We start from the raw sequence: 26,586 nt of genomic DNA, 5'->3' as shown, positions 1-26,586 counted from the left end.
ATCCGGAGAGAAGGTGGTGGAGGAGGCAGCCGACGCTCGATCGAGAGAGTAGTTGTGAACTCTGTCAACGATTGACTGAGGGCGGGGTGGCTGGGCTACGGTGAGGACGTCCCATGTCAGGCCTGTCCGGAACTCGCCCCCTCGCTCGGAGAACCACATGTCAGACGCCATCGACGCGCCCGTCACCCTGGCGGAAATCGCACGTATCGCGGGAGTCGGCCGAGCCGCGGTGAGCAACTGGCGGCGGCGCCATGACTCGTTCCCTTCACCGGTCGGCGGGACGGACACCAGCCCGCAGTTCTCCCTGGTGGATGTCGAACGGTGGCTCCGCACCAACGGGAAGATCGTCCGGATCGGCCTGCGCGAGCGGCTGTGGCCGCACTACGAGGCGCTGGGTGACCGCGCGGTCATGGGCGCGGCACTCGCCGAGGCCGGCGGCCGGCTCCTCGCCACGGAGGGACCGGGAGCCCCGGGCCGGGTCACGCCCGGGCAGCCGGACCTGCCGGCGGAGGCCGCCCGTGTGGTGGACGAGACGATCGAGGCCGCGTGCCACGAAGGAGGCAGGGAGACCTTCGACTTCCTGCTGTCACGCTGGCTCGATGCCCATGTCCGGCAGGTCAGCACCACCCCGGCGCCACTCGCCCGGCTGATGGCGGACGTCGCTGTGGCCGTCGGGGCCGGAGGGCCGGCACGAGGAGGGGCGGGAGGCGCGCCGGGAGGAGTGACCGTCCTCGACCCCGCGTGCGGCACCGGCGGACTGCTGCTGGCCGCCGGCGAACGCATGGGCGATCAGGGAACGGGGGCCGGTACTCCGGCTCCCACACTCCTCGGGACCGACATCGACCCGGTGCTCGCCGCGCTGGCGGCGGTCAGGCTGGGCTTCGCGGGTATGGCAGGCGCGGGGGCGCCCGAGACAAGGGCGGGGGACTCACTCCGCGCCGATCCGCAGGCCGGCGCACGGGCCGACGTCGTCCTGTGCAATCCCCCGTTCAACGCACGCGACTGGGGCCACGAGGAACTGGCCACCGACCCTCGCTGGATCTACGGCCTCCCACCAAGGACCGAGCCCGAGCTCGCCTGGGTCGAGCACGCATTGGCCCGACTCGCACCCGGCGGCGTGGCCGTGATCCTGCTTCCGCCGGCGGTGGCTTCCCGGCGTGCGGGCAGGCGCATCCGAGGTGCGCTGCTGCGCACGGGCGTACTGCGGGGAGTCGTCGCGCTGCCGGCCGGGGCCGCTCAACCACACAGCGTCTCACTTCAGTTGTGGATCCTCCGGGCACCGGCGGCCGACGGCGTGGCCGCGCCGGGCGATCGCCTGTTCCTGTTCGACGCTGTCGATCGGCAGGGGGCGGCGAAGGGCGCACAGAGCATCGACTGGCCACGGTTGAGCGGTCGCGTGCTCGATGCGGTCCACTCCCATGCGTGGTCCGGGGATCTGAGGGCGGGAGCGGAGGAGCCGCCGCCCGAGCGGTGTGTCACCGTCCCCGTGATGGATCTGCTCGACGAGGAGACGGACCTCACGCCGGCCCGTCACGTACCGGAGACGGCGAGGGAGGCGCAGGCCGTGCTCCGGGAAGCCTGGGGGCAATTGGACCGGCTGCTCGACGAGGTACGCGGGCATTCCCGCCATCTCGCGGACATCGACCTGTCGGAGGGCGGTGACGCCGCGTCCACGGTCACGGTCTCGGACCTGGACCGCGCCCGGGCGCTCAAGGCGCGGCAGGGGCAGACGCCCACCGGTGAACTACTGCACGGCGACGCACTGCCGGACGACGCGGTGCCGGTGATGACGGTTCCCGACCTGATCATGGGCGGCCTGCCGGGCGGCTGGCTGGCCGCGGACGACGTGAAGGCGGGTGCCGTCAGTGGCTCGCTCACCGTCGCGGACCCCGGGGACGTCGTCGTGGTGGGTGTCGAGCGGGCGTTTCGCGTATGGGTCCAGACGGACACCCCCCTGGTACTCGGGCCACAGCTCCATGCCCTGCGCCCGGACCCCGAACTTCTCGACCCCTGGTTCCTCGCCGGCTGTCTGCGGGCACCGGCGAACGCGCGGCAGGCCGGTTCCCACACCTCCAGCTCGGCCCGAATCGACGTGCGCAAACTGCAGGTGCTCCAGCTCTCCCTCGCCGAACAGGGGCCGTACGCGGTGGCCTTCAAGGAGCTTCTGGCACTCGAGGAGGCCCTCCGCTCGGTCGTGGCGGTCGGTGAGGATCTCGTCCGCGGCCTCGGTGACGGGCTCGCGGCGGGGAGGCTGCGGCGGTCGGGCCGGTGAACCCTGGCCCCGCCCCGGCCCGCGGCACCGGGGCGGGGCGGGGCGGGGCGGGCGCCCACCCCGGCGGGCCGGGGCGGGCCCGGAAAAGCTGACCATGCGGAATCATCTGCGCGGGACCAGTGAAGTCGCCTACGCCTGGTCGCCCTCCTTCGTCCCGAGGCGCAACTCCTTCAGCTCGGCGTCGACTTCACGGCACCGCTCCGCGAGCAGTTGAGCGCGAGCGGCGCCGACGCGGGGAAGCGCTTCACGCACCATGGTCCGTGCGGCCGCCGCGGGCAGCAGGTCGCCGAAGGGGATGTGGCACTCCGCCGCGCCGAGGACGCCTTCCAGGTGATCGGCCAGATCGTCCGGATCCACGCTGCCCTCGGGCCGTACGGCCAAAGCCTCGTAGAGTGCGATCGCCTCCCTGCAACGCCCCGCGACGCGCATGCCGTTCGCGGCCACGCGCAGGGCCGCCCGGACCCGCGGGTCGAAGGCGCCCCAGCTCCGTCGGGCGGCGGGCAGGAGCTCCGCCAGCGCGTCCACCGCGCCGGCGGGCTCACCGGAATCGGTCTCCGCCTCAGCCTCGGCCGTGAGCTCCTCGAACACCCTGCGACTGAGGAACCCGGAACCGCGGTGCCTCCTGTTCGTCGTCGTCACAGGCGTGGGTTTCGTGGCCGGAACGGGCGGGGCGCACTCGCCCGGGAGTCGCAACGGACGCGTGGGATCCGGCTCCAGGCGGGGAGAGGGTGCGACATCTCCCGGGCGCGGCGCGAACCGCCGCAGCACCGCGGCGACCGCGCGGGCGCTCGCAGGCCGGTCCTGCGGCTCCTTCGCGAGCAGCCCCAGGACCAGCGCTTCCAGCTCCGCCGGGATGTGTGCGATGTGGCAGGTCAGCGGGATCGGCGCATCGTGCACATGCTGGTCCCTCAACCGGTCCCCGGAGAACGGCGGGTGTCCGGTGAGCAGGTGGTAGAGAACGCAGCCCAGCGCGTACAGGTCGGTCTGCGGCGTGATCTGCCGCTCCAGGATCTGCTCCGGGGCTTCGTACCCCCTGCTGCCCACGGTGGAGCCGCTCTGCGTGTAGTCCGTGACTCCGGGCCAGAGCGGCTTGGCGATCCCGAAGTCGATGAGGACGACGACGCCGCCCCGATCGATGATCAAGTTGTACGGCTTGAGGTCGCGGTGCACCACCGGCAGATCGTGGGCGTGGGCGAGCGCCTCGGCGATCTGGACGCCGATGGCCGCGGCGACCTCGACGGTGGGTGTGTACCGGTCCAGGAAGGTGTGCAGTGCCATGCCGTCGACCAGGCGCATGACGAGGTAGGGCTCGGAGCCGAAGGTTCCCTGGCCGTACAGCTCGGGGATGCTCCGGTGTCGCAACTGCCCGAGCAGTGCCCCCTCGCGCCGGAAGCGTCCGCGGATGCGGGTCAGCTCGGCGTGCGCGTCGTCGTCGTCCAGCGAGGCCAGGAGGTCACCCTCCGCGCGCAGGCACTTGACCGCCACCGCCCGCCGGTCGTCGCGGAGGTCCTGCGCCTGCCAGACCACGCCCATGCCGCCGCTGCCCAGACGGTCGAGCAGCTTGTACCGGCCGCCCAGCACGTCGTCCTTCTTCATGCCCGCCCCTTGCCTCTGAAGCGTCCCGCGGGCGCCAACGCCGAGAAGGCGTGACGCCGTCGGGCTTCCGCATCCGCCGGCTCGTTGCGCGACGGATGCGCTCAGTGTAAAGCGAACAGCAACGATTTCGTGCATGGACAGAGTTCACATGCGATATGTGTCATGCTGGGGTCCTCCCGAGCTCGGCGCCTCACTCTGCGAGGTCGCATCGGGCCGTCCTGCCGTATCGCTTGGAGGAGACCATGAGCAGCTGGCCACGCCCCGCCGGGACCAGTGGTGACATCAAGCTGGTGCGCACGAACCTCGGCGCCGCCCGGCTCGACCCCCGGGACTGTCCGACGAAGCGGAGCAGTGACGCCCGCCCGATGCTCACGGCATACCCCGCCCCGGCCGAACACGCCGAAACATTGCAGGACTTCACCCTCAAGGTCTTCATGGACGCGCTCGACCTGATTGAACACGACCGCAGGGACCCGGAGGAGGTCATCGGGGAACTCCGGCGCACAAAGGGAACTTTCGGGCTCTACCGGCGACGGGAAGCACACCCCCTGCTGCTGGCCTGGTCGGCCGCGGCGGTCCGGCGCTTCGTGACGGCGCGCGTGTCGGACCAACGCGCGCGTCGGGCCGCCGGATTCCCCCTCACCGTTCCGGTCCGCGACGCCTGGGCCCTCCGCACGGACCCCCGACCGGTCGACGCGCGGGGAGCGGACACCTACGAGACGACGGCATGGGGACGGCGGTTCGCCGCCATCGACGGGTCCACCAGGGAGTTGTGGCTGCTGACCTTCGGTGCGGCGAAGGACGGCCGCCCCGAAGCGGAAGCGGCCGTGGCCGCGTACGTCGCGGCCCAGGGGCGACCGGTGAGCGGAGGGTGGAAGAAGCGGTACACCGTGGTTCCCGCCGAACGGCTGGAACCTCACCGCACCGCCGTTCCGGAGCGGGTCCGAGTCATCGAATTCGGCTGTGGAGACGGGGCGTACAAGGAGCTGCTCGACTGGAATCAGCAGGAGGTCAGACAGCACTTCAGGGCGGACGGATGGCCCGCGCTGAGCCAGGCAATCGACGGCACCGGGGCCCGCCCCGGAAGCAGTTGTGTCGACTGCAAGACGCTGGCGGGTTGCGACGCGATCGCGCGCACTCCGGAGCTGCTGACGATCGCGCCGCCGGAGCCCCGGCGACCCCGGCGCAGCCTCTCGGTCACCGACCTACGCGCTTACCGGGACTGCCCGGCGAAATTCCATGCGACCCGACAGCTCAAACTGCGTTCCGCGAAGCCCGAGAGCCCGGAGGTGCGGCGCGGCCGCGTGGTGGACGACGTCCTGAACCAACGGCACGGCGGCACGCCCTACCGGAGCTGTGCGGAATTTCCCGGACCGGCGGACCCGGCGTCCTGGGGCTCGGGCGCATTGCAGCTGAGCGGCAAGGAAGCACGCGACGGCGCGGCCATGCTCGAACAGCACAGCTTCTACTGTCCGCTGGACGGGCTGGCCGCGGCGGAAGAAGTGCGCGTCCAGTACCAAGTGGCCTGCTACGACCCCGGGCTCGATCTTGTTCTGATCGCCACGCCCGATCTGCTCCACACCCGCAACGGAGGATGGGTCTGGCGGGAGACCAAGACGGCGAGCAGGTACCTCTACGAGGGCGAGTCGTTGATGAAGCGCTACCCCCAGCTCGCTCTCGGCGTACTGATGCTGGCCGCCGGAGTCCTGGGCGGAGACGTGAAGCGCTCCCGGGTGGAGCTCGAACTGCTGCACACCGACGACGTGACCTTCGAGGAGCTGGACCCCTCACGCACGAGGGCCGTCGACGAAGCGCGGGAGGTCATCGCGGAACTCGCCCGCCCCTGGACCGGCGATCGGGACTACCCGGCCGCCCCGGGCCGGCACTGCAACAGTTGTGAAGCCCTCGAATGGTGCCGGCCGGGCAACGAACATCTCGTCACGACGGAGAACAGGACGCACGACACGACGGAAAGGGAGTCCTGATGACCGCTGCCCCGCACGCTCTCACCGGCCCCCGCGGAGACTGGCTCGGCTTCCCCGACGTCGGCATCGTCCGTACGCTGGCCGGCGCGGTGATCCAGCTCGCCGATCTCGGGCCCCTTTCCGCCTTCGCCCTGCCCTACCCGGCCGAGGCGCAGCGGGCTCTGGACCGGACCGTCCTCGCCTGCCTCCTCAAGGGCGTCGAGGAAATCCCCCGCAGCCTCCCGGAGCTCCTCTTCTGGTGCCACAGCCGCCCCCTGGAGGACTGGCCCCTCGATCTGCCGCCGGACGCCTTCGGGCCGGACGACTACCTGGTGGACCCCGAAGCGCTGGTCCCCTCCCAGCTGTGCCACGAGTGGTGGATCAGGGGAAAGGACGGCGGTGCCGCGCAGTTCGACCGGGAAGTCGTCCACACCGCGATGCGTCTGTGCCGCAAGGCGTCGTCGCCCGAGTCCTACATGGCGTTCCGCAGACTCCTGGTCGAGCGTCCGGTGCTCACCGGGGTGGAACGGTTCGAGACCGACACCGACCTGTTCCTCGCCCCCGTACTAGAACTTCTCGACCAGTGCTACGCGGCGGTCCCGGCCTCCTACGAACGCGAGGGAGCCTACGTGACCTGCGGACGCTGCCTGACCCTGCTGACTCCCGTCGCCGGAGGCGCCTGGTGGTGCGAGCGTGACCGGTGCCGCCGTCGGGGCTCGCCCCCGCACGGTCGGACCCTGGAGGGATCGGACGCGGCCGGACTGCTGCAACTAGTGCGGCCGCTCCGGCAGTTCGTCACAAGCCCGGGCCGTGCCGAGGTTGAACTGGAGGCCCGACTGAGCGCCCTCGGGCTCCAGGTCCAGCTCTGGCCCGGCTTCGACGCCTACGACCTGCGCATCACGTTCCCGGACGAACACGTCTGGGCCGTCGACGTCAAGGACTGGAAGCACCCCGGACTGCTCGGCCGATCCGCCCATCCTGTGCGCCCGGAGCCGCCCTACGACGAGTCGTGCTGGGTGATCCCCCGAGAACAGGCCGGAGCCCACCGCGACTACCTCGGCACGTACCGGCGCAATCGCCCCGCTGCTGCCGGGGGACTGCCCCTGTTCACCGACGACCAGCTCGTCGCGCTCGCCGCCGACCGGCTCGGCGGGGCGGGGGGCCCTCACCTGACGGAATCCACACCGAAGACGCCATCCACACCGCAGAACGGATCAGCCCGTGCGTGACAGCAGCGAGTGGTACCTGCCACTGGTCAAAGCCCTGGAGCCGGTCTGGCCCCAGGAGAACCAGGACGTGAAACCCTCCCTGCTCTGTCAGGTGGAACTCGGCCTCTATCTGATGGAGAGCCTCGATCCGTCCCGTGACGCCCGCGGGGTCTACACGCTGCTGGGGGGCTACCCCTTCGCCGTGGCCGCGGGCCTCGCGGCCTCGTCGGAGCAGCGCGCCCGGCTGGACGTGGCCCGCCACCTGTTGTGGAAGCTGCGTCGCCGCCGCATGTGGCACCAGTGCCTGGACGCGTACGTCCAGCTGCCCGAACGGCTCCGGGGATATCGGTTGCCCGAAGGGGGCGGTCCGGTGCGGCGAGTGGAGGCCACGGTCGCGGGCGACCGTTTCACCAGGTTCGAGCGTGCGCTGTCCCGCCTCCCGGACTTCGACCGGCGTCAGCTGGTGCTCGCCCCGGCAGGCCAGGCACGGTTCAGTGAGCGGCACGTTCCGGCCTCCGTGACCATCCCCGAGCAGTTGTGCTTTCCGCCGTCGACCGGCCACGACCTGAACCTCGTGCCGGGCACAGCCGGCCGTCCCCTGGACGTCCCGCTGGCCGAACTCGCGGACACCGCTCGCTGGATGGAGGAGGCCGAGGCCGCCCGAGGGGCTCCCTCCGGGAACTGGGTTCAGCGCCTGGCCGATCTGCAGCTCGACGTCCTGTCCGCCGACGGGGTGCGGTTCGAGGGGGCGACCGTGCTGCGCCTGGAAGGGCTGCTCCACCTCGTCGGCATGGTGGGGGCGGGGAAGAGCACCCTGATGAACCTCGTCGCAGCCTGGGGTGCGCGTCGGGGGTTGCGTACCACTCTGGTCGTCGGAGACGTCGCCGAACAACTCAACCTGGTCGGCATGTTCCAGGACCTCGGGTTGAAGGCGGCGCCAGTCATCGGCACCACCACCCGCGAGCAGCACGCCTCGCGGCTGCACCGACGGCTCGCCGCTCGCGGCCAGACCTCCCTGCTGCAGCACGACGATCCGGCCTTCGACCTACTGAGCACGGTGTGCGTCCTCGACGCGCAGCGCGGACTGGAAGCCGCCGAACCCCTTCGTTACGTCGACGCCCCGTGTACGGAGCTGCACCCGGTGAAGAAGTCCGGCGCGACGGCCGTCGGCGACATCGCGATGCCCGTGTACCGGCACGACGCGGCCTCGGGGCGGGTGGACGGCGGAACACGAGAAGAGGAGGCGGTGGCCGCCCGGCCCGACCACGGCTGCCCGGTGTGGAGCGCCTGCCCACGGCACGCCACCGACCGCGATCTGGTCGACGCACTGATCTGGGTGGCCAACCCGGCGAGCCTCCTGCAGAGCGCCGTGCCCAAGCACCTCAACGCCGAGCGACTGCGGCATCTCGAACTGGCCTGTCTGCGCAGCGATATCGTCATCATCGACGAGGCGGACCGCGTACAGATGCAGCTGGACACCGCCTTCGCTCCGTCCGCCACGCTGATCGTGCGCGGCCCGGAATCCTGGCTCGACCGGCTCGGCATTCACAAGATCGACGAACTGGCCCGGCAGGGCCGCCTTCCTCTCTCGGCGCGCGACGTCGAACGCTGGTCGGCCTCCTTGGACATCGTCCACATCGCGGCCAATCGCCTCTACCGCAGGCTGATCACCGAGGACGACATCCTCACGTGGGCGGACATTGAGTACTTCAGTGCCTGGACCCTCCAGGAGAAGCTCGTCAACGAGTGGTATCCCCGGCTGCGCGCCGACGGCACCCTTCCGGACGGTGTCTCCTCCGACTCCGAGGTTTATGAGGAAGAGGAGGAGTCTGCCGGTGTCGCCTCCATGCCGCGTACCGCGGGGACGGAGCCGTGGGACGTCCGCCGTAACGAGGTGGTCGAGGTCTTCGACGCCTTCCGCGACGACCCTCTCGGTGATCGCGGCCCGCACAGCGCTCTCACCGACACCCTGATCCACAGGGCTGGGGACCTCCTGCACAACCTCGACCAGACGACCACCAGGCAGCGTGTCCGCTCCGTACTCGACGCCCTGCTCGTCGGTTCTCCCCTCCTCGACGGCTCACTGCGTCAAGAAGACCCTGCCCCGGGAGAGCCCGACCGAGACCCCGTGGACACCTGGGGAAGCGAGTCCTGGCTGGAACGGGAGACACGGCGCCTTGAGTTCACTCTGGTGCTTGCCGCGCTGCACCAGCGCCTCGAACGGGTCACCTTCCTGTGGCCGCAGGCCGAGGCGGCCCTCCACCTGGACACCGCCGACAACGAACTGTCCCGCCGGCCTCCCCTGGACTACGCACCGGTCGTGCCCGAAGCTCCCATGGGCAACGTCCTCGGATTCCAGTACCTGCCCGAGGACCCGGAACGAGGACCGGACGGCGACGATCACCGCAGCGGCACCCTCCGCTTCTTCCGGTGCGCCGGCGTCGGCCGGGAGCTCCTGCTCAACCTCCCCGCGCTCGGAGCCGACCCCGCCGCAGGGCGGCCCGGACCGCACGTGCTGCTCATGTCAGGCACCAGCTGGGCCGGGACATCGACCCGCGCACACGTCATGGCGCCGGTCGGAGCGATCCTCAAACCCCACCGCGCCGCCGTCGACTCCATCCGGCAGACCCGCTTCAGCACCCTGTTCCTCTACGACGGCGAAGGAGCACCACTCACCCTGTCCGGAGCCAGACTCGACACGCGTGGACGGGTCCTGGCCCAGTTGGTCACCCAGCTCGGGAAGTCGTCACCCGGCTCCACCTCACTCCTCGACCGGGAACTGCGAAGGATCGAGGACGGCGAACGACGCCGGGCACTCCTCCTGGTCGGCAGCTACCACGACGCCAGAATCGCTGCCGACCTCCTGGAACGCATGCCGCGTTGGCGCGGAAAGGTCCGTGTCCTGGCCTCCGACAAGGCGGAGCTGGACCACACCGGTCCCGGTGACACCGCCACGGCCGATGGCACCAGCGCTTCTGCCGTACGCCGCGGCGATCTGGCCGCCTTCGCCAAGGACGAGGACGCCGAAGTCCTGGTCGCCCCGCTGATGGCCATCGAGCGGGGACACAACATCCTCAACCAGAGCCACAAGGCCGCCTTCGGGACCGTGCTCTTCCTCGCCCGGCCCCACCCGCGCCCCGATGATCTCTCGCTGGCCGTCTTCGCTGTCAACGACTGGGTCACCCGGTTCGTCCGCGACCAGCCTGGCCCCGAAGCGAGCACCTTCGGCAAACTGGTGGCCGACGCGACGGATCTGGACGCCGCCGGACTCGCCTTCCGCCTCGCGGCCCGCAAGGAATGGCGCCGGCTTCTGTCCCGGCGCTACATCTACTCCCGGCTCAGCGACGCGGAGAAGACCTCCTTCGCCTGGGACCAGCTCGTCACGATCTGGCAGGTCATCGGCCGTCTCGTGCGAGGCGGAGTACCCGCGCGCGTGGTGTTCGTCGACGCGGCCTTTGCCCCGGCGCTCGCCGAGGCCGGGGCCCCGCCCGCCGCGGCGACCAGAAGCGGTCGCCGACGCAACGACGACGGTCTGCTCATCAAGCTCCGTGACGTACTCGCCCCCTATTTCGACGACATGTCCGCCCCCGAATCGTTCGCCGGCCTCGCCGACCCCGCCCTGGTGCGCACGCTCTACCACCCGCTCTACGACGCTCTGTGCGGGCTGAGCGCCGAAAACTGATTCTCGATCAACAGAAGGAGACCGCGAACTCCCATGGCCACCAAGTACCGTGACACCAGCCGGGCCGCCTACCTGCTCAAGCCCGACGCCACCCCCTGGACCGCCCGATACCGGGCGCTGCCGGCTCCCGAGCAGTGGCACGCGAGCATCCTGGACCTCTGCAACATCGGCCGCGGCCCCGAGAGCGAGCCGTATCGCACAGCTCCCGTCGCCGGCTTCAACGGGGTCCTGCAGAGCCTCGCCCCAGATCTCGTCGTACGGGGACGCCCCCGCGACGCGCTCCAGCAGGCCGAGGACTTCTGGCTCTACGCCCCGCACGACCTCCCCCACCCCCTGCCCGACGACACCCTGGACCGGCTCACCGGCCCCTGGCTCCAGGATCTCCGCCCCGGGCCCGAACACCACCGTGCCGTCCTGGACACCCACAAGGCACTGCGTGCCTGCCCGCCGCAGTGGCGGGACGTCACCGTCGACCTGCTCGGCTGCCCCACGAGCGACGGCGGGACCGCCACCCCGCTCGACCGGCAGTACCAACTCGCGACCGATGCGATGGCCCGGCGCATCCTCGCCCTCGAACCCTACGAACACAGCGCCGGCAGCCTGCGCTTCCGCGCCGTCCCGCGCGGCCCACGCCAGCAGGGGGCGGAGCTGCTCTCTCAGCCACTCTCGCATCCGGTCAAGGGACGCGAATGGTGGTTCTCCATCGTGATCAACATCTCGCTGCACACCGTCCCCTTCGACCCCAGGCCACGTCTCCACCTCCACACCGGGGTACGTCGCTGGGCGACCCGCCTCGACGCGAAGCAGCGGCGCCTGCGGCTGCCCTACGGCCGCGACACCTCCGTCTGCCTGCTGCCCGGCATCCCCTGGCTTCCCGGCACGCCCACCAGCGACCGGTACGCGGTGGCGCGTCTGACCTGGGACCGCGAAACCCGAAGCCATGCCTGGAAGAACAACGGCCCCGCGCAGATCCTCGGCAGACTGGCTCTGGCCCGCCCCTTCCCCGACCCGGACGCCCTGCTCACCGCACCCGAGGAATGGATCGGCGACGGTCCCGGCACCAGAGCCTCGGTCGTTCACAGCACCCACATGGGTGCTCACGGCATCGGTACAGGCCTCATGTCGCACCAGCGCTCGCAGATCGTCGAGTGGGCCGAGCAGGCGCTACCCGAGTCGCTGCGCCGGGTTCCCTCCCTCAGCCGGACGAGCGCCGGAAGTACCGCCCCCGCCAATGCCCGGCCCAAGCCCAAAGCGTCGGAGAAGGCACTCGAAGCGGAACGCGAGGCCCTTGCCCGTCGGACGGCGCTCGCGGTATCGGCCCGGATCAATGAAGGGCAGGACCCTGCTGACGCGGTCGCGGGGGACACCATGCTCGTTGAGGCCCGACTGCTGTGGCAGTCCCCTTCCTTCCGGGAGGCGGCCGTCGACGCCCTCATTGAAGTCCTCGGGCTTGAGGGGGACGGCAGCCGACCGGACCCTGCCACCGCCGAGGAGCTGTACGAACTGGCCGCGCCCGGGAGCCCGGTCGTCCTCGAATGGAAGTCTCCGGAACTCATTCTCCGTCTCCGCTGCCTGCGCACCACCGGGGGCATCGCCGAAACCCTGGGTATCGATCCCGGGGCCCGGCCGAAGGGCAAGGCGCTCGAAGCAGGGATCAGCGGACGGCGGACGGCGGTCGAAGCGTTCCTCACCGACGACGGATCCGACGCGCTCCACCCCGGCTTCGCGCTCGTGGAGATCGACCGCCGACAGGACTTCGCCCACCGCCTGGACGACCCCAAGTACGCGCTCCGCCTCGGCTGCGCGGACGCGGGGGTGCTCACACAGTTCGCCCTCGTCCCCAAGAAGGCCAAGGGCCACAACTCCGAGAAGAACCTCGCCCACCGGGTCCGTTCGGGCTGGGAGGACGCACTGCGCCAGTTCGGCGTCCGCGTGCTGCCCGAACACACACTCGGCGACGCTCTTCCCGAGAACCTGCGCTACGTCGCCACGTACATGGTCAAACGACGCAAGGACGGTCCCACAGGGCTGCCCCGTCATACGCCGGTGTCCGTCATGGTCACGCCGCTCGCTCCCGGCAGTGGCCTGGCAGCCGTCACGGGCTGGGACGAGCAGACGGGACAGTGGATCCCCTACCCCCGGTTCCTGCTCGGTCTGGTCAAAACCGCCGAGATTCCGGAGGTGACCGAGTCCGTCGAAAGCGGCATGATCACGGGGACCGAACCCGTCGCCTTCCCCCGGCAGCGCTCGAAGTACCGCGTCTGGCACCAAAACATGGACGAGCAGCGCAAGGCCACGGCCCGCTATCTCCAGAAGATGGTCCGCTCCCTCAGGGGCCGGCCGACTGTCCTGCTGACCCATTCCCAGAACAGCCGGTTGCACTGGCCCTGGCTCCAGGACGGCCGGACCGAACAGGACCTGATCAAGCCAGGGCACGCGCAACCGGTGGGACTCGATCCGGACCTCCGGTTGATCCGCGTGCGTACCGCGGCGGGCCGGGAGACTCCCCAGTGGTGGGGCAACGCCGCTCCCGGCGAGGTCAACGGCCTGCCCCAAGGGCTCTGGGTGGAGAACGAGGACGCGGCCCGGTCCTCGGGCCGCGTCTTCTACAGCACCACACCCAAGGCAAGCACCTTCCGGGACTCCGCCGTCGAGGCCGACAAGATCGCTCCCCGCCCCCTGCGACAGGGACCGAACAAGGGCAAACCGACGATCGACACGCATATCCCCGCCTGGAACCCGGGCATGGTGGAGATCGCGGTCCTGGGCTGCCACCCGGACGACGGCGACTCACCCGAAGCCCTCGCCCTCGCGGTGCACCAGCTCCGCCAAGCCCCCGACTACCTGGACGCGCTCTCACTGCCTCTCCCACTGCATCTGGCCGGCCTCGCGCAGCACTACGTTCTGCCGACGGTCGGCGATAGCGAGGCCGAGAGCTCCTCCCTGGTCGAGACGGCCGACGTCGGAGCCAAGAGCAGCGCAGAGGGGCAACGTGTGGCGGCAGCGCTGGGCGTGATCGCGGAAACCACGGACACCGAACCGGCTGATGTGGACCCGGAGAGCGCGGAGGAGCCCGGCCTAAGTCAGGCACCGGAGGACGAGCAGCTTGCGCTGTTCCTCTGAGGGAACGGAAGAAAAGAGCAAAGGACGACCATATCCGCTCGACCTACCCAGGAGAGTCACTGAGAGTTGCTGCTTCCGCGGGGTGGGCCGAGGACCCCACAGAGTGCATAACTGGTCTTGGCAGGCATTAGCGGCCCTTCCGTCGGAGGTTCATCGGCTGAGTGCCAGGGGCCCGGTAGATCAGGAATTGCTTGGCCCCGCCGATCGGGCCCACAGACTTCACCGAACGGGTCTTCCAGCCGGTCCGGCAGAAGTCGCGGCTCCCGGTCTACGCAGAGCATGGAGAATTGCTTGGTGGCCAAACGGCACTACCCCGCGGCCTGCGCTGATGAGCTCCCTTGTGCGTGAGCGTTCCCGGCCCGAACAAGATCACTTCCCTGGCGCCTGCTGATGCCAGAAGGCGTGTACGACGATTCGGCCCGAAGACGTCCTGGGCCTGCTTGGCGACACCGAATGCCGAGGATGCTGACTGCCGCCTCCCGGCGGAGCGCACGACCGCCGGGGAACTGAACTGACCAAGGGCGTCGGCTCACCCATCGCCCGCTGACGACACGGACCCCGTAGCGCCGCCCTGGTCGGGGGCGGCCCAGTCAGGGGACGGCCTTCGGGTGAACATGAAGGTTTCCAGGCGGTCGACGAGCTCGGGGCGGCTTCGTGTGGTCCAGGTGCCGATGAACTCGCGGACGAATCGCCGCAGCCGCTGCGGGAGTGGACGGACAGCGGGCTGCTCCGCCGCACCTTCTGCCTCCGTACGGGAGAGACCGCGGCCTACTCCCCCGCCAAGGCCATCGACGGCTATGCCCGCCCGTACGCGGGACCGCACATGTGGGTCTCCGCACCACTGGCGGACGACCCGGCCCCCTGGCTGGAGCTGGCCTGGCCCGAACCGGTCACTGTGGGCCGGATCGAGGTCATCGCCGACGACGACGTCAACGAGGACCTGATCAACCTGCACCACCACCGCACGCCCTTCGACACGCTCCCCACCCTCCCTCGCGACTACCGCGTCGAGGCGCGGGAGCCCGACGGCACCTGGCGTGTCATCGCCCGTGCGACGGGGAACCGGCGGCGTCGCGAAACGCACACGCCGGCCGGGCCGGTCACCACAGCGGCGATCCGGCTCGTCGTCGAAGCCACCAACGGGGCGGCGGCGGCGCATGTCGTCGCCGTGCGCGCCCACCCGTAGAAGCACCGAATCAGGCAGTAGAAGCACCGACTCAGGAGAGTGACCGAATGGTCGCAAGAGCGATGGTCACCGGGGCCGCCGGGCGGATCGGGCGAGCGGTCCTCGCGCTGCTCGCCGAGCGCGGGATCGAGGCGAACGCCCTGGTCCTCGACGATCCCTGTGATCTCGCGGCACGCCTCGTCGTGACCGGTGACGCGACGGACGCGACGACGGTGCGGGCGGCTCTGGAGGGCGCCGACGCGGTCATCCACCTGGCGGCGATCCCGACCCCCGAGCGCAACACCGCGTACGAGGTCTTCGCGGGCAACAGCCTCGCCACCTTCACCGTCCTGGAGGAGGCCGGCCGGGCCGGGATCCGGCATGCGGCGGTGGCGAGCTCCTGGGGCGTCACGGGCCTGCCCTGGACGGATGCCGATGATCCGCACCCGCCGTACGCACCGGTCGACGAGGCGATGACCTCCCAGGTCGCCGACCCCTACGGCCTCTCCAAACAGGTCGACGAGCTGACCGCGCGGATGATGGCGCGGCGGTACGGGATGAGCGTGGTGTGCCTGCGCTATCCGTACGTGGGCGGCTTCGAGGAACGGCTGCGCGCGCACGCCGCCCGGCTCACGGCCGACCCGGCGGCGGGGGCGAGGGACCTGTGGACGTATCTGGAGGTCCGTGACGCGGCGAGGGCCGCGCTGCTGGCCCTGGACGTACCCGGCCGCTCGGCGCACGCGGTCCACCTCTGCGCCCCCGAGATCATCGTGCCGTACCCGACCGAGGAGCTGCTGCACCGCTACCACCCCACCACCGTGCTGCGGAGCCCGCTGCCGGGCCGAGCGGCGCCCGTCGACACCTCCGCCGCGCGCAGGCTGCTGGGGTTCGCGGCGGAGAACCTCCTCGATCATGAGGAGGTTCCGCCGAACTGAGACACAAAGAAGCCGGTCCCAGCGACAAGTGTCGCTGGGACCGGCTTCATTCGGTCGGTTGACCGTTGGTTTGGTGTCCGAGGGGGGACTTGAACCCCCACGCCCGATAAAGGGCACTAGCACCTCAAGCTAGCGCGTCTGCCATTCCGCCACCCGGACAAGGTGTCTGTCGTTCGCGGTGTGTTCCCCGCGGCGACATGGAAAACAATACCAGGGGTTCGGCGCGCCCTTCACCCGCATATCCGGTGGTCAGTGCGGTGCGGCGTGCCGGTGGGACCTCGGCCTCCCCGGTCCTCGGAGGTCCCGGGGCTACCTTCGCGTCCATGAGTGATCGCGGCTACCGCCGGCCCCGTCCGCTGTCCCCTCTGCGCGAGCATCTGCGCGACACGTTCTGGTCCGCCCCGATCATGGGGTTCGTCTGCGTGTTCGTGCTGTGGTTGATCGCCACCGAACTGGACGACGCGATCGTCACGCTGCTCCAGCGGGAGGAGGCGTACGACGAGCTGGGCGACCTGATGGCGTTCTCCCAGGACGCGAAGACGATCGTCACCACGATCAGCTCGGCGATGATGACCTTCATCGGCGTCGTGTTCAGCATCTCGCTGGTCGCGGTGCAGATGGCGAGCGGCCAGCTGACGCCCCGGGTGGTGCGGATCTTCGTCAGGAGCCGGATCAGCAAGCTCACGCTGACGGTGTTCCTGGCGACGTTCCTCTTCTCGCTGCTGGTGCTCTCCTCGTACGAGAGCGAGAGCGATCCGCGTCGGGCGGTCTCGGTCCCGTTGGTGCAGAGCCTCCTCGTCCTGGTGATGCTCGGGCTGAGCCTGCTGCTCTTCGTCGTCTACGTGAGCGCGACGCTGCGGCTGATGCAGGTGGGGCCGGTCGTGGACAGGATCGCGCGCGACTCGTTCCGGGTGCTGGGCCGGATGCCGAGGGGGCCGCGGGGCGAGGGCGAGCCGGGGCCGGAGACCGCGCGGGTGCTGCACGAGGGGCGGGCTGGGGTGCTGCGGGACGTGAACACGGCGCGGCTGGTCCGGGCCGCGCGGCGGCAGGACGTCGTGCTGCGGCTCATCCCGCGCATCGGGGACTTCGTGGTGCCGGGGACGCCGGTGCTCGCCGTCCACGGCGGGTCCGTGCCGCCGCCGCGCCGGCTGCGGTACGCGGTCTCCGTCTCGGTGGAGCGGACCCTGCACCAGGATCTGGCGTTCGGGCTGCGTCAGCTCGCGGACATCGCGCTGCGGGCCCTGTCGACGTCCGTGAACGATCCGACCACCGCCGTGCAGTGCCTGGACCGGATCGTGCAGTTCCTCGCGGCCGTGGCGCACCTGCCGCTCGGCGCCGTCCACCACCGGGACCGGGACGGGCGGGTACGCCTGGTGCAGGACGGTCCGGAGTGGGACGACCTGGTCGACCTCGCCTTCGAGGAGATCCGGTGGTGTGTCGCCGGCAGTCCCCAGGTGACGCGCCGGCTCATGGCGGGGCTGGACGACCTGCTGCTGCTCGTCCCGGAGGACCGGAAGAAGTCGCTGGTCAGGCATCGTGCGCTGCTCGTCCAGACCGTGGAGCGCACGGTGGCGGTGGCCGCCGACCGGGAGTTCGCCCTGCGGCCCGACCGGCAGGGCATCGGGTAGGGGCCGGATCGTGGTGAGCGGTGCGCCCTGCCCGCCGGAGGGACTCCGGCGGGCAGGGCTTCACTCGTCAGTCGCCGCAGCGGCCCTCGCGCAGGGAGTGCAGGTGCTCGCTCGACTTGCGGGCGAACGCGAGCGACGCGACCGGGTTGTCGTGCTCCGCCTGCCAGTGGTGGTAGCTCCGGCCGTGGTGGGTGCGCTTGGTGACCTTGGACAGGAACGTCTTGTAGTCGATGTCCCCGTCGCCCACGTCCGACATCCGGTAGCCGTCGCGGGTCGTCTCGTCGCGGACCCCGTCCTTGACATGGAAGAGCGGGTAGCGGTTCGGGTGCTTCAGGACGTACTTCAGCGGGTCGAGCGGGGCCGGGCTGCCGTCCACGCGCTTGCTGAACCGGAACTGGGCGCAGTAGGCCCAGTAGATGTCCAGCTCCAGGTAGACGAGGTCCGGGTCGGTCTCGGCGAGCAGGACGTCGTAGAGCCGGACGTTCGGCTTGTCGGTCGCGAAGGAGAACTCCTCGGCGTGGTTGTGCTGGTAGAACTTCATGCCGCGCTTGCGGGCGGCCGCCCCGTAGATGTTGAACTCCTCCGCGGCCCGCTTCCAGCCGTCGACCGTGGAGCCGTAGCGGAACGGGCCCGAGGCCGTGCCGATGTGCTTGAGGCCGAGCGCCTGGGCGTCGTCGAGGACCTTCTCCAGGTTCTGGGCGAAGGTGTACGCGCCGGGGTTGTTGTCGTCGTAGTAGCCGACGTGGCTGCCGATCGGGTTGAGTCCGTGGTCCCGGGCCAGGCGCTTGAGCTGGGCCAGGGTGATGGGACCGGCCGAGCCCTGGGTGTAGCCCGCGAGTTCGATCTCGTCGTAGCCGTACTTCTCCAGTTCGGCGAAGACCGGCGCGAAGCCCAGCGTGGAGATCTGGTCGCGGAGGCTGTAGAGCTGGATGCCGAGACGGCCGGGCGGCAGGACGGGCTTGCCCTTGCCGTGACCGTGGCCGTGCCCGTGGTCATGGCCGTGCCCGTGGCCGTTGCCGTTTCCCTGGCCTCGGTCGCGGCTGTCGGCCTGGGCGCTCGCCGTGCCGATGATGGTGGCGGCGGTGGCTCCGGCGGCGACACCGAGGATGTTGCGGCGGCTCAGTCTGCGGGCGAGTTCGGTGTCCTTGGAGGTGCGGCTCATGTTCGGGTGTCTCCCTTGCTGACCTGACGGGGTGAGTGGTGCGGTGCCGGGCGCGTGACGGGGAATGTCAGTGCAGTCCGGCAAGCTGGAGGAGCAGGGACTTCACTTCGGTGGCCCTGACCCGGTCGGTGAACGCGTGGGGGGTGGAGCAGAGGATGAGCGGACCTTCGTCGTCGCTCTCGGGGAGGCGGCCGTGGCTGCCGCGAATAGGTGAGGGGTCCAGCGGGACGACCGCCATGCGGTAGCGCATGCCGAGCTTCTTACGGGCGACCGCCGAGACGGCCTTGACCCGGACGTAGGGGTCCTGGGGGTCCATGAAGAGCTCGACGGGGTCGTAGCCGGGCTTGCGGTGGATCTCGACGAGCTGGGCGAAGTCGGGGGCCCGGGCGTCGTCGAGCCAGTAGTAGTACGTGAACCAGGCGTCCTTCTCCGCGACGGCGACCAGTTCGCCGGAGCGGGGGTGGTCCAGGTGGTGCGCCTTCTTGCCCTCGTCGTCGAGGAGCTGCTCGATGCCGGGCAGGTCCGCGAGGGCCGCCCGGGTCGCCTCCAGGTCCTCGGGGCGGCGTACGTAGATGTGGGCGAGCTGGTGGTCGGCGACGGCGAAGGCCCGGGAGGTCATCGGGTCCAGGTATTCCATGCCGTCCTGGGTGTGGACCTCCAGGAGGCCCGCCCGTCGCAGGGCGCGGTTGATGTCGACGGGGCGGTCGACGCGGGTGATGCCGTATTCGGAGAGGGCGACGACGGTGCGTCCCTCGGCGCGGGCGTCGGCCAGGAGCGGAGCGATGGCCCGGTCCAGGTCGGTGGCGGCCCGGTGGGAGCGGGGGTCGTCGGGGCCGTAGCGCTGGAGGTCGTAGTCGAGGTGGGGCAGGTAGCAGAGGGCGAGGTCGGGAGTGCGGGTGGCGATGATGTGCCGGGTGGCGTCGATGATCCACTGGGAGGAGACGAGGTCGGCTCCGGGGCCCCAGAAGTGGAAGAGGGGGAAGGTGCCGAGTCTGTCGGTGAGTTCGTCGTGCAGGGCGGGGGGCCGGGTGTAGCAGTCGGGTTCCTTGCGGCCGTCGGCGTAGTAGACGGGGCGCGGGGTGACCGTCCAGTCGGTGTCGGCGCCCATCGCGTACCACCAGCAGATGTTGGCGACGGTGTAGCCGGGGTGGGCGCGGCGGGCCGCGTCCCACAGTTTGTCGCCCTCGACGAGCCCGTTGTGCTGGCGCCAGAGCAGGACGTCGCCGAGCTCGCGGAAGTACCAGCCGTTGGCGACGATGCCGTGCTCGGCAGGCATCGTGCCGGTGAGGAAGGTCGACTGGGCGGCGCAGGTGACGGCCGGCAGCACGGTGGAGAGCGGTGCCTTCGCGCCCTGCTCCCCCAGGGCCCGGAGGTTCGGCATGTGGGCCAGGAGCTGCGGGGTGAGGCCGACGACGTCGAGGACCAGGAGAGGGGTGGGGCCGCCGGTCTCCTGTGCGGTTTCCGTGCCGGGTTCGGGAGCGCTCATGGCAGTTCCTTGAGGCCGAGGTCGACCAGGAGGTCGCGGGCGAGGGTGAGTTCGGCGGCGATGCCGTCGGCGAGCTGGGTGCGGGTACGGGGGCGCAGTTCGGCGGGCAGCGCCTGCCAGGTGTACGTCTCCACCTCCAGGTGCCGGGTCAGGGGCACGGGTCCGCCGACGAGCCGGGCGAGCGTGTCGCGGAGCACGGGCAGCGTCGAGGTCAGCGGGGGCGCCGGGGGTGCGTGGAGCGGTACGTGGAAGTGGGCGCGCCAGGGGGTGCTGTCCGGGAGCGCCCGGCCGGTGACGGCTTCGTCCAGGTCGTCGGTGCCGCGCAGTCCTGCGGCGGTGCGGGTGCGGGTCTGGTGCAGGAAGCGGGGTTCGGCGAACGCGGCGAGCGCGGTGCGGACCTCGGGCAGGTGGGGGTGCTCGGCGTGCAGGGCGGCGGAGAGCTGGGACTTGACGACGCGGATGCCGGCGGCGGCCAGGGCGTCGAGTGCGGTGCCGGGGTCCTCGAAGGAGGTGGCGAGGTGGCAGGTGTCGACGCAGATCCCGATCCGGTCGTGGGCCACGTCGTTGAGCGGGGCGATGGCGTCGGCGGTCGTCTCGACCGTGCAGCCCGGTTCCGGTTCGAGACCGACACGGATGGACTTGCCGGTCATCTCCGCCAGGGCGTCGAGGCGCTGGGCGAGGGTGGTGAGGGCGGCGCGTGCGGTGCGGGCCGCCTCGGGGTCGCCGTCGTAGGGGGTGCGCCAGGCGAGCGGCAGGGTGGAGATGGTGCCTTCGGTGGCGTCGTCCGGGAGGAGGGCGGCCAGGAGGCGGGCGAGGTCGGTGGTGTGGGCCAGGCGGTCGGGTTCGGTCCAGTCGGGCCGGTAGACCCGGTACTTGACCTCGTCGGAGCCGAACCCTTCGTAGGGGAAGCCGTTGAGGGTGACCACTTCGAGGCCGCGGCTGTCGAGTTCGGCGCGCAGTGCGCGGAGTTCGGCGGGGTCGTTGATCAGGGCGCGGGCCGCGTCCCGGGCGAGCCAGAGGCCGATGCCGAGCCGGTCCCGGCCGAGTCGGCGGCGGACGGGTTCGCAGTGGTCCCGGAGCTGGGCGCGGACGCCGTCCAGAGTTTCGGCGGGGTGGACGTTGGTGCAGTAGGCGAGGTGGACCGTCGAGCCGTCCGGGTGGCGGAAGCGCATGGCCGCCTCACTCCCCGCCGCGCAGGATGGAGTTGCCCTCGTGGAGTGGATCGGGGGCCGGGACGTCGAGGTGGAGGCGGCCGCTCTGGCCGTAGAAGGCGACCGGGTTACGCCACAGGACCTGGTCGACGTCGTCCTCGGTGAAGCCGGCCTTCAGCATGGCGTCGGCGACCTTGCGGGTCTTGAGGGGGTCGCTCTTTCCCCAGTCGGCGGCCGAGTTGACGATCATCTTCTCGGTGCCGTGGTTCTGGAGGATGGTGACCATCCGGTCCTCGTCCATCTTGGTGTCCGGGTAGATCGAGAATCCGGCCCAGCAGCCGCTGTCGGTGGCGGCCTTTACCGTTGTCTCATTGAGGTGATCGAGCAGGACGTGCTCCGGGGGGAGGTTCGATTCGCGGATGACGTCGATGGTGCGGTGCAGACCGGCGAGCTTGTCGCGGTGCGGGGTGTGGACCAGGGCGGGCAGCCCGTGGTCGGCGGCGAGTTGGAGCTGGGCGGCGAGGGCGTGGTCCTCGGCCGGGGTCATGGAGTCGTAGCCGATCTCGCCGACGGCGACGACCCCGTCCTTCACGAGGTAGCGGGGCAGCGCGTCCAGGACGGGGGTGCAGCGGGGGTCGTTCGCCTCCTTGGGATTGAGGGCGAGCGTGCAGTGGTGCGCGATGCCGTACTGGGAGGCGCGGAAGGGCTCCCAGCCGAGGAGCGCGTCGAAGTAGTCGAAGAAGCTGGCGGGCGAGGTGCGGGGCTGACCGAGCCAGAAGGACGGTTCGACGAGCGCGCGGACCCCCGCGTCGTACATCGCCCGGTAGTCGTCGGTGGTGCGGGAGGTCATGTGGATGTGGGGGTCGAAGATGCGCATCAGGACTCCTCCGTGGGGGCGGGGGCTGCGGGAGCCGCGGTCGGCTGGGCCCGGTGGGCGCCCTCGTCGGCCGGGGCGGTGAGGGATAGGGCGTGTCCGGCGGATCAGGGCCGGATAGGCCGCGGCGTCTGGTGCGGTGCATCGCAAGGCGCTGGAACGTCCTCATCGCGGAGCGATTCGGGCGTTTCGGCAACGCCGCGAGGTGCCGTGCCAGGCGTCGTGGACCCGGTCCTGATCCGCCGGACATGCCCTAGGACCGTGCGCAGGTCTTCGGGGACGGTGCGGCCGGCGGCGGTGCGTTCGGCGGCGAAGTCGCCGAGCATGCGGGCGAGTTCGGCGTCTCCCCGGGCCCGGTCGCCGAGCCGGGCGACGGCCGCGACCGGCACCTCGGTGAACAGGCACTTCAGTACGGCGTGCCGCCAGGCGTGCGTGTCCAGGTGGTCGGCGGCGTAGGGGCCGACGGCCGCGGCGACCAGCCGGGTGTCGTTGGCGCGCAGGGCGTCCTCGACGAGCGGGAGCGCGGTGTCGCCGAGGTCGAGGCGGTGCAGGGTGAGCAGGACGGCGCGGCGTTCGGCGGCGGTGCCCTGCTCGTAGAGCCGGGTAACGGAGGGCAGCGTGGCGCGTGCCTCGACGAGCAGGAGGGAGCGTACGGAGTCGGCGTGCTCCAGTCCGCAGTGCCGGCCGGCGGCGGCGTAGCGCAGTTCCCACGGCGGGGAGGTGTACGGGCCGGTCGCCTCCCGGCCGGGGGCGTCGGGCGTGGCCGCGTCGTGGGCGGCCTCGGCCAGGGCCTCGTCGAGCCAGGCCCGGGCGGCTCCGCCGAGTTCGGCGTCGAGTTCCTCGCGGGACTTCAGCACGGGGCGGCTCCCTGGGGCGCGGTACCGCGCGTCATGGCGTCGCGCAGGAAGTCGATCGAGGTGCGGGCCAGCTCGGGGCCCGCGTGGGAGTGGCGGGGCAGTTCGACGACGGTGAGGCCCCGGTAGTCCGATGCGGCCAGGGCGGCGAGCACGGGTGGGAAGTCGATCTCCCCCTCGCCGAACGGGAGGTGTTCGTGGACTCCGCGCCGCATGTCCTCGATCTGGACGTGCCGGAGCCAGGGGGCGGACTGCTTGACGCACTCCAGGGGTGTCGCCTCCTCCAGACACTGGCAGTGGCCGATGTCGAGGGTGAGGCCGAGCGGGCCCGGGTCGCCGAGCAGGGCGCGCAGGTGGTGGAAGTCGGCGAGGGTGGAGAGGAGGTGACCGGGTTCGGGCTCGATGGCGAGGGGAATGCCGGACCGGTCGGCGGCTTCGAGTACGGGGGCGAGCGCTTCGGTGAGCCGTTTCCACGCGGTGTCCGGCGAGGCGCCGGGCGGGGTGATGCCGCTGAAGCAGTGGACGGCGTGTGCGCCGAGTTCGGCGGCCACGTCGACGGCGCGGACCAGCAGCGCGGTTCGGGCGGCCCGGGCGTCGGGGTCCGGGTCGAGGAGGGAGGGGCCGTGCTTGCGGCGCGGGTCGAGGACATAGCGGGCGCCGGTCTCCACGGTGACCCGGAGCCCGAGGGAGGTGAGCCGGCGCCGGACCTGGCGGGTGCGCTCGGAGAGGTCCGGGGCCATGGGGTCCAGGTGCATGTGGTCGAGGGTCAGGCCGACGCCTTCGTAGCCGAGGTCGGCGAGCAGTCCGAGGGCGTCGTCGAGGCGGAGGTCGGTGAGCCCGTTGGTGCCGTATCCGAGGTGGAGGGTCATGTGAGGCTCACCTTCCGGGAGAGGCTGCGGGCGAGGGGGACGAGGCCCATGACGGCGAGCCCGGTGACGCGAGCCCCGGCGCGGGCGGCGAGCGCGGCCTGGAGCGGGATCATGGCCCGGATGCCTCCGCCGACCGCGCGCTGGGTCAGGGGCGGGGACGGGTTGAGCGCGGCGTGCAGGAGGGGTGGCCCAGCGGTACGGAGGTAGGCGCCGGTGAGCGCGATGACCAGGAGCCGGACGGGGTCGGTGACCTTTCCGAGCGGACCTGCGTCGAGACGCCGCGCGAAGGCGACGGCGTTGGCGTCGGCGTTGACGTGGGCGTTGGCGTCGGCGTCGGCGTGGGCGTTGGTGTCGGACCTCGTCGCACCGGGCCGGTCCGGGGCCTGTCCCCGGGACTCCCGCAGCACCGCTGCCGCGAGTGCCGTCGTCGTGGCCAGCACCGCGAGCGGGGTGCCGGTGGAACCGCCCTGCGCCTCGTGGCGCGATACGGCGGTGACGCCGTAGGTGTGGGCCCCGAGCACCAGGGCGGCGGGCAGGGCGGGCAGGCATGCGGCCAGGCCGCCGTGCGGCCCTGCCGGGGCCGTCGCTCCGGCAACGTTGTCGGACCGGCCTCCCCCACCCGGCGCACGGGGCCCCGTCGCCGGCGACTTGGCCGTGGCCGTGGCCGTCGCGCCCAGCAGCAGGTCCAGTGAGCGGGCCGCTGCCATGGCCGCCGGGCCCGCCTTCGTGTGCTTCAGGTACAGGTCGTAGGCCCAGACCGTGGCGGCCAGGCCCGTGGCGACGGTCAGCGCGGGGCGGCCGGCCCGGGCCGCCAGGGCGAGGCCGGCCGCGGTCAACGCCCCGGCCGCGCCCAGGGCCGCCGCGGGGCTGATCCGGCCCGAGGGGATCGGACGGTGCGGGCGGTCCACGGCGTCCTCGTCGCGGTCGGCCCAGTCGTTGAGGGCCATCCCGGCCTCGTACAGGCACAGGGACGCGCCCATCGCCAGGGCGGTGCCCCGGCCGGGCCGGCGGCCCACCGCCGCCGCGCCGGCCAGTGCGTCCCCGGGCACGGAGAACAGGGCGGAGACCCGCAGCAGTTCCGCCCAGGCCCGCAGTCGCTCCCGGGGCGCGCCCCGGTCGGCTGTCCGGTCGGGCCGGCCCGGTCCGGCGTCCGCGACCCGTTCCCCGGTCCGGCCCGTGGTGGGAGGTTCGGGCCTGTCCGGTGCGGGCGCAGTCCCGCCGGCACCGGACAGACGATCATCGGTCACGGCGGTCGTTCCCACGCCGTGTGCGACACCGTTCCGCCGCCCGGCCGGGAGGACCGACAGGGCCGGGGCGAGAGCGGCCGGGAGGGCGTTCCGTCGCCACCTCACGCCTGGTCCCGCAGCCGCTCGGCGAAGGCGAGCAACGTGGCGTACTGCTCGGCGAGTGCCGCCGACGTACCGCCGTCCGGGTCCTTGAAGTAGAAGCCGAGCTCCGGCAGGGGGCCGCTGATCCCCTTCTCGTGGGCGCGGGCGAGCAGCCGTGCCAGGTCCAGGACCAGCGGGGCCGCGAGCGCCGAGTCGCAGCCCTGCCAGATGGTCTGGAGGATCATGCGGGAGCCGAGGAAGCCGTCGAAGGCGATGTGGTCCCAGGCGGTCTTCCAGTCCCCCATCGCGGGCACGTCGTCGATGTGCACCTCGCCCTCGGGGGCGGCGCCGAAGGTGTCGGCGAGGACGCGTTCCTTGCCGGCGTTCTTGGCCGCGGCGGCCGCCGGATCGGCCAGCGCCGCTCCGTCCCCGCCGCCCAGGAGGTTCGATCCGGACCACGCCCGTACGGCGAGGGCGCGCTGGAGGAACATCGGGGCGAGTACGGAACGGAGCAGCGTCTGGCCGGTCTTGCCGTCGCGTCCGGCGTGGGGAAGTCCGCTGGAGGCGACGGTGTCGGTGAGCGCGGGGGTGCGCAGGCCGGTGGACGGGGTGAAGTTGGCGTAGGAGCAGCCGGCCCGCAGGGCGGCGGCGGCGTAGAGCGAGCTGGCGGGCAGCCGGGTGTCGTCGGGTCCTGGCGCGGGTTCGGTGGAGGCGACGTTGACGACGACGGTGCGGGCCAGTCCGTGGCGGTGCGCGAAGTCGGTGAGGTCGGCGGCGAACGCGGCGATGAGCTCCTGGTCGGTGCGGGTGTCGCCGGGGAGCGGTCCGCCGGGGCGGATCTCCGCGTCGGCGGCGCCGAGTTCGGCGCGTACGGCGGAGGGCAGTCCGTGCGGCAGTACGCCGCCGTCGGCGAGGGCCTCGGCCCGCTTGGCGAGCGGGCAGTCGAGGGTGTCGTGGCCGCCGAAGACCAGGCTGGTCAGGGCGGGCAGGCCGCTGTCGGCGAAGGAGGGCGTCTCGGTGACCATGCCGGTCGGCGGGTGCAGGCCCGCGGCGATGGCGGCGCAGCCCGCGGTGGCGGTGGTCGCCACGGAGCCGCGTGCTCCGATGAACCAGACACCGGTGCGGCCCGCGACTCCGTCGGGGCCGGTGGCCTCCGAGGGGCTCGGGGCGTCGATGCGGCCTGGGGCGTCGGTTCGGCCTTGACGATCGGCGCGTGCGGTCACGGGCTGCCTCCCTGGGGGGATGTCGGGGGTGGAGGACGACGGGCGGGGGAAGGTGTGCGCTTCCCC

The 26,586-nt window shown here is 71.5% G+C and carries 17 protein-coding genes and 1 tRNA gene; 8 read left to right on the top strand and 10 right to left on the bottom strand.

Annotated elements, in window-relative coordinates; genetic code table 11:
• The first annotated feature begins 157 nt into the window (after positions 1-157).
• Positions 158-2,272: an N-6 DNA methylase gene (locus tag ACIQRW_RS00325; RefSeq protein WP_403752160.1), complete on the top strand. Its 2,115-nt coding sequence runs from the start codon at positions 158-160 to the stop codon at positions 2,270-2,272.
• A gap of 129 nt (positions 2,273-2,401) precedes the next feature.
• On the opposite strand, the gene ACIQRW_RS00320 is transcribed toward ACIQRW_RS00325, so the two are convergent.
• Complete coding sequence (locus tag ACIQRW_RS00320; RefSeq protein WP_403752157.1) at positions 2,402-3,868, bottom strand: protein kinase; 1,467 nt, start codon at positions 3,866-3,868, stop codon at positions 2,402-2,404.
• 242 nt (positions 3,869-4,110) lie between these two features.
• Here ACIQRW_RS00320 and ACIQRW_RS00315 point away from each other — a divergent pair, with 242 nt between their 5' ends.
• From ACIQRW_RS00315 to ACIQRW_RS00290, 6 genes are all read left to right on the top strand, one after another.
• Positions 4,111-5,853: a PD-(D/E)XK nuclease family protein gene (locus tag ACIQRW_RS00315; protein ID WP_403752154.1), complete on the top strand. Its 1,743-nt coding sequence runs from the start codon at positions 4,111-4,113 to the stop codon at positions 5,851-5,853.
• Positions 5,853-7,061 (top strand): hypothetical protein, encoded by a 1,209-nt coding sequence (locus ACIQRW_RS00310; RefSeq protein WP_403752151.1) that lies wholly within the window; start codon positions 5,853-5,855, stop codon positions 7,059-7,061. Before ACIQRW_RS00315 ends, ACIQRW_RS00310 begins: the two co-directional genes overlap by 1 nt.
• On the top strand, positions 7,054-10,722 hold the full coding sequence (locus tag ACIQRW_RS00305) for a hypothetical protein (protein ID WP_403752149.1): 3,669 nt from the start codon (positions 7,054-7,056) through the stop codon (positions 10,720-10,722). The genes ACIQRW_RS00310 and ACIQRW_RS00305 overlap by 8 nt, the downstream gene beginning before the upstream one ends.
• A gap of 33 nt (positions 10,723-10,755) precedes the next feature.
• Positions 10,756-13,845, top strand: coding sequence for a pPIWI_RE module domain-containing protein (locus ACIQRW_RS00300; RefSeq protein ID WP_403752146.1), 3,090 nt, complete (start codon positions 10,756-10,758; stop codon positions 13,843-13,845).
• 823 nt (positions 13,846-14,668) lie between these two features.
• On the top strand, positions 14,669-15,031 hold the full coding sequence (locus tag ACIQRW_RS00295) for a hypothetical protein (protein ID WP_403752144.1): 363 nt from the start codon (positions 14,669-14,671) through the stop codon (positions 15,029-15,031).
• A 47-nt stretch (positions 15,032-15,078) separates the two neighbouring features.
• Entirely contained in the window at positions 15,079-15,945 is an 867-nt protein-coding gene (locus ACIQRW_RS00290) for an NAD-dependent epimerase/dehydratase family protein (protein ID WP_403752141.1), read from the top strand.
• A 71-nt stretch (positions 15,946-16,016) separates the two neighbouring features.
• On the opposite strand, the gene ACIQRW_RS00285 is transcribed toward ACIQRW_RS00290, so the two are convergent.
• Positions 16,017-16,104, bottom strand: a tRNA-Leu gene (locus ACIQRW_RS00285).
• A 164-nt stretch (positions 16,105-16,268) separates the two neighbouring features.
• Between ACIQRW_RS00285 and ACIQRW_RS00280 the strand changes: the two genes are divergently transcribed.
• Positions 16,269-17,573: a DUF2254 domain-containing protein gene (locus ACIQRW_RS00280; RefSeq protein ID WP_403752138.1), complete on the top strand. Its 1,305-nt coding sequence runs from the start codon at positions 16,269-16,271 to the stop codon at positions 17,571-17,573.
• A gap of 67 nt (positions 17,574-17,640) precedes the next feature.
• Here ACIQRW_RS00280 and ACIQRW_RS00275 read toward each other — a convergent pair whose 3' ends face one another.
• The 8 genes from ACIQRW_RS00275 to ACIQRW_RS00240 all read right to left on the bottom strand — a co-directional run bounded on the left by ACIQRW_RS00275 (position 17,641) and on the right by ACIQRW_RS00240 (position 26,520).
• Positions 17,641-18,735 carry a sugar phosphate isomerase/epimerase family protein gene (locus ACIQRW_RS00275; RefSeq protein WP_403752136.1) on the bottom strand — a complete coding sequence of 365 codons (1,095 nt, stop codon included), beginning with the start codon at positions 18,733-18,735 and terminating at the stop codon, positions 17,641-17,643.
• 67 nt (positions 18,736-18,802) lie between these two features.
• A complete protein-coding gene (locus ACIQRW_RS00270) occupies positions 18,803-20,221 on the bottom strand; it encodes a nucleotide pyrophosphatase/phosphodiesterase family protein (protein ID WP_403752133.1) in 1,419 nt (472 codons plus the stop codon).
• Positions 20,218-21,393 carry a metabolite traffic protein EboE gene (gene eboE / locus ACIQRW_RS00265; RefSeq protein WP_403752130.1) on the bottom strand — a complete coding sequence of 392 codons (1,176 nt, stop codon included), beginning with the start codon at positions 21,391-21,393 and terminating at the stop codon, positions 20,218-20,220. The genes ACIQRW_RS00270 and eboE overlap by 4 nt, the downstream gene beginning before the upstream one ends.
• 7 nt (positions 21,394-21,400) lie before the next feature.
• Positions 21,401-22,249 carry a TatD family hydrolase gene (locus ACIQRW_RS00260; protein WP_403752127.1) on the bottom strand — a complete coding sequence of 283 codons (849 nt, stop codon included), beginning with the start codon at positions 22,247-22,249 and terminating at the stop codon, positions 21,401-21,403.
• A 104-nt stretch (positions 22,250-22,353) separates the two neighbouring features.
• Entirely contained in the window at positions 22,354-23,103 is a 750-nt protein-coding gene (locus ACIQRW_RS00255; protein ID WP_403752124.1) for an EboA domain-containing protein, read from the bottom strand.
• A complete protein-coding gene (locus ACIQRW_RS00250; RefSeq protein ID WP_403752121.1) occupies positions 23,097-23,969 on the bottom strand; it encodes a sugar phosphate isomerase/epimerase family protein in 873 nt (290 codons plus the stop codon). The genes ACIQRW_RS00255 and ACIQRW_RS00250 overlap by 7 nt, the downstream gene beginning before the upstream one ends.
• Positions 23,966-25,321, bottom strand: a complete 1,356-nt coding sequence (locus tag ACIQRW_RS00245) for an SCO3242 family prenyltransferase (protein WP_403752117.1) — start codon at positions 25,319-25,321, stop codon at positions 23,966-23,968. Before ACIQRW_RS00245 ends, ACIQRW_RS00250 begins: the two co-directional genes overlap by 4 nt.
• A complete protein-coding gene (locus ACIQRW_RS00240; RefSeq protein ID WP_403752114.1) occupies positions 25,318-26,520 on the bottom strand; it encodes an inositol-3-phosphate synthase in 1,203 nt (400 codons plus the stop codon). Before ACIQRW_RS00240 ends, ACIQRW_RS00245 begins: the two co-directional genes overlap by 4 nt.
• Positions 26,521-26,586 lie beyond the last annotated feature (66 nt).

The organism is Streptomyces sp. NPDC091287, from assembly GCF_044768525.1.
Taxonomy (GTDB): domain Bacteria; phylum Actinomycetota; class Actinomycetes; order Streptomycetales; family Streptomycetaceae; genus Streptomyces.
Note: the sequence above shows the minus strand (reverse complement) of the source record. Positions and strands in the feature narration are given on the sequence as shown.

What these genes read in the sequence shown, in the direction of transcription:
- ACIQRW_RS00325 (WP_403752160.1), top strand. Translation starts at nt 158, where the DNA reads ATGTCAGACGCCATCGACGCGCCCGTCACCCTGGCGGAAATCGCACGT.
- ACIQRW_RS00320 (WP_403752157.1), bottom strand. Translation starts at nt 3,868, where the DNA reads ATGAAGAAGGACGACGTGCTGGGCGGCCGGTACAAGCTGCTCGACCGT.
- ACIQRW_RS00315 (WP_403752154.1), top strand. Translation starts at nt 4,111, where the DNA reads ATGAGCAGCTGGCCACGCCCCGCCGGGACCAGTGGTGACATCAAGCTG.
- ACIQRW_RS00310 (WP_403752151.1), top strand. Translation starts at nt 5,853, where the DNA reads ATGACCGCTGCCCCGCACGCTCTCACCGGCCCCCGCGGAGACTGGCTC.
- ACIQRW_RS00300 (WP_403752146.1), top strand. Translation starts at nt 10,756, where the DNA reads ATGGCCACCAAGTACCGTGACACCAGCCGGGCCGCCTACCTGCTCAAG.
- ACIQRW_RS00295 (WP_403752144.1), top strand. Translation starts at nt 14,669, where the DNA reads ATGTGGGTCTCCGCACCACTGGCGGACGACCCGGCCCCCTGGCTGGAG.
- ACIQRW_RS00290 (WP_403752141.1), top strand. Translation starts at nt 15,079, where the DNA reads ATGGTCGCAAGAGCGATGGTCACCGGGGCCGCCGGGCGGATCGGGCGA.
- ACIQRW_RS00280 (WP_403752138.1), top strand. Translation starts at nt 16,269, where the DNA reads ATGAGTGATCGCGGCTACCGCCGGCCCCGTCCGCTGTCCCCTCTGCGC.
- ACIQRW_RS00275 (WP_403752136.1), bottom strand. Translation starts at nt 18,735, where the DNA reads ATGAGCCGCACCTCCAAGGACACCGAACTCGCCCGCAGACTGAGCCGC.
- ACIQRW_RS00270 (WP_403752133.1), bottom strand. Translation starts at nt 20,221, where the DNA reads ATGAGCGCTCCCGAACCCGGCACGGAAACCGCACAGGAGACCGGCGGC.
- eboE (WP_403752130.1), bottom strand. Translation starts at nt 21,393, where the DNA reads ATGCGCTTCCGCCACCCGGACGGCTCGACGGTCCACCTCGCCTACTGC.
- ACIQRW_RS00260 (WP_403752127.1), bottom strand. Translation starts at nt 22,249, where the DNA reads ATGCGCATCTTCGACCCCCACATCCACATGACCTCCCGCACCACCGAC.
- ACIQRW_RS00250 (WP_403752121.1), bottom strand. Translation starts at nt 23,969, where the DNA reads ATGACCCTCCACCTCGGATACGGCACCAACGGGCTCACCGACCTCCGC.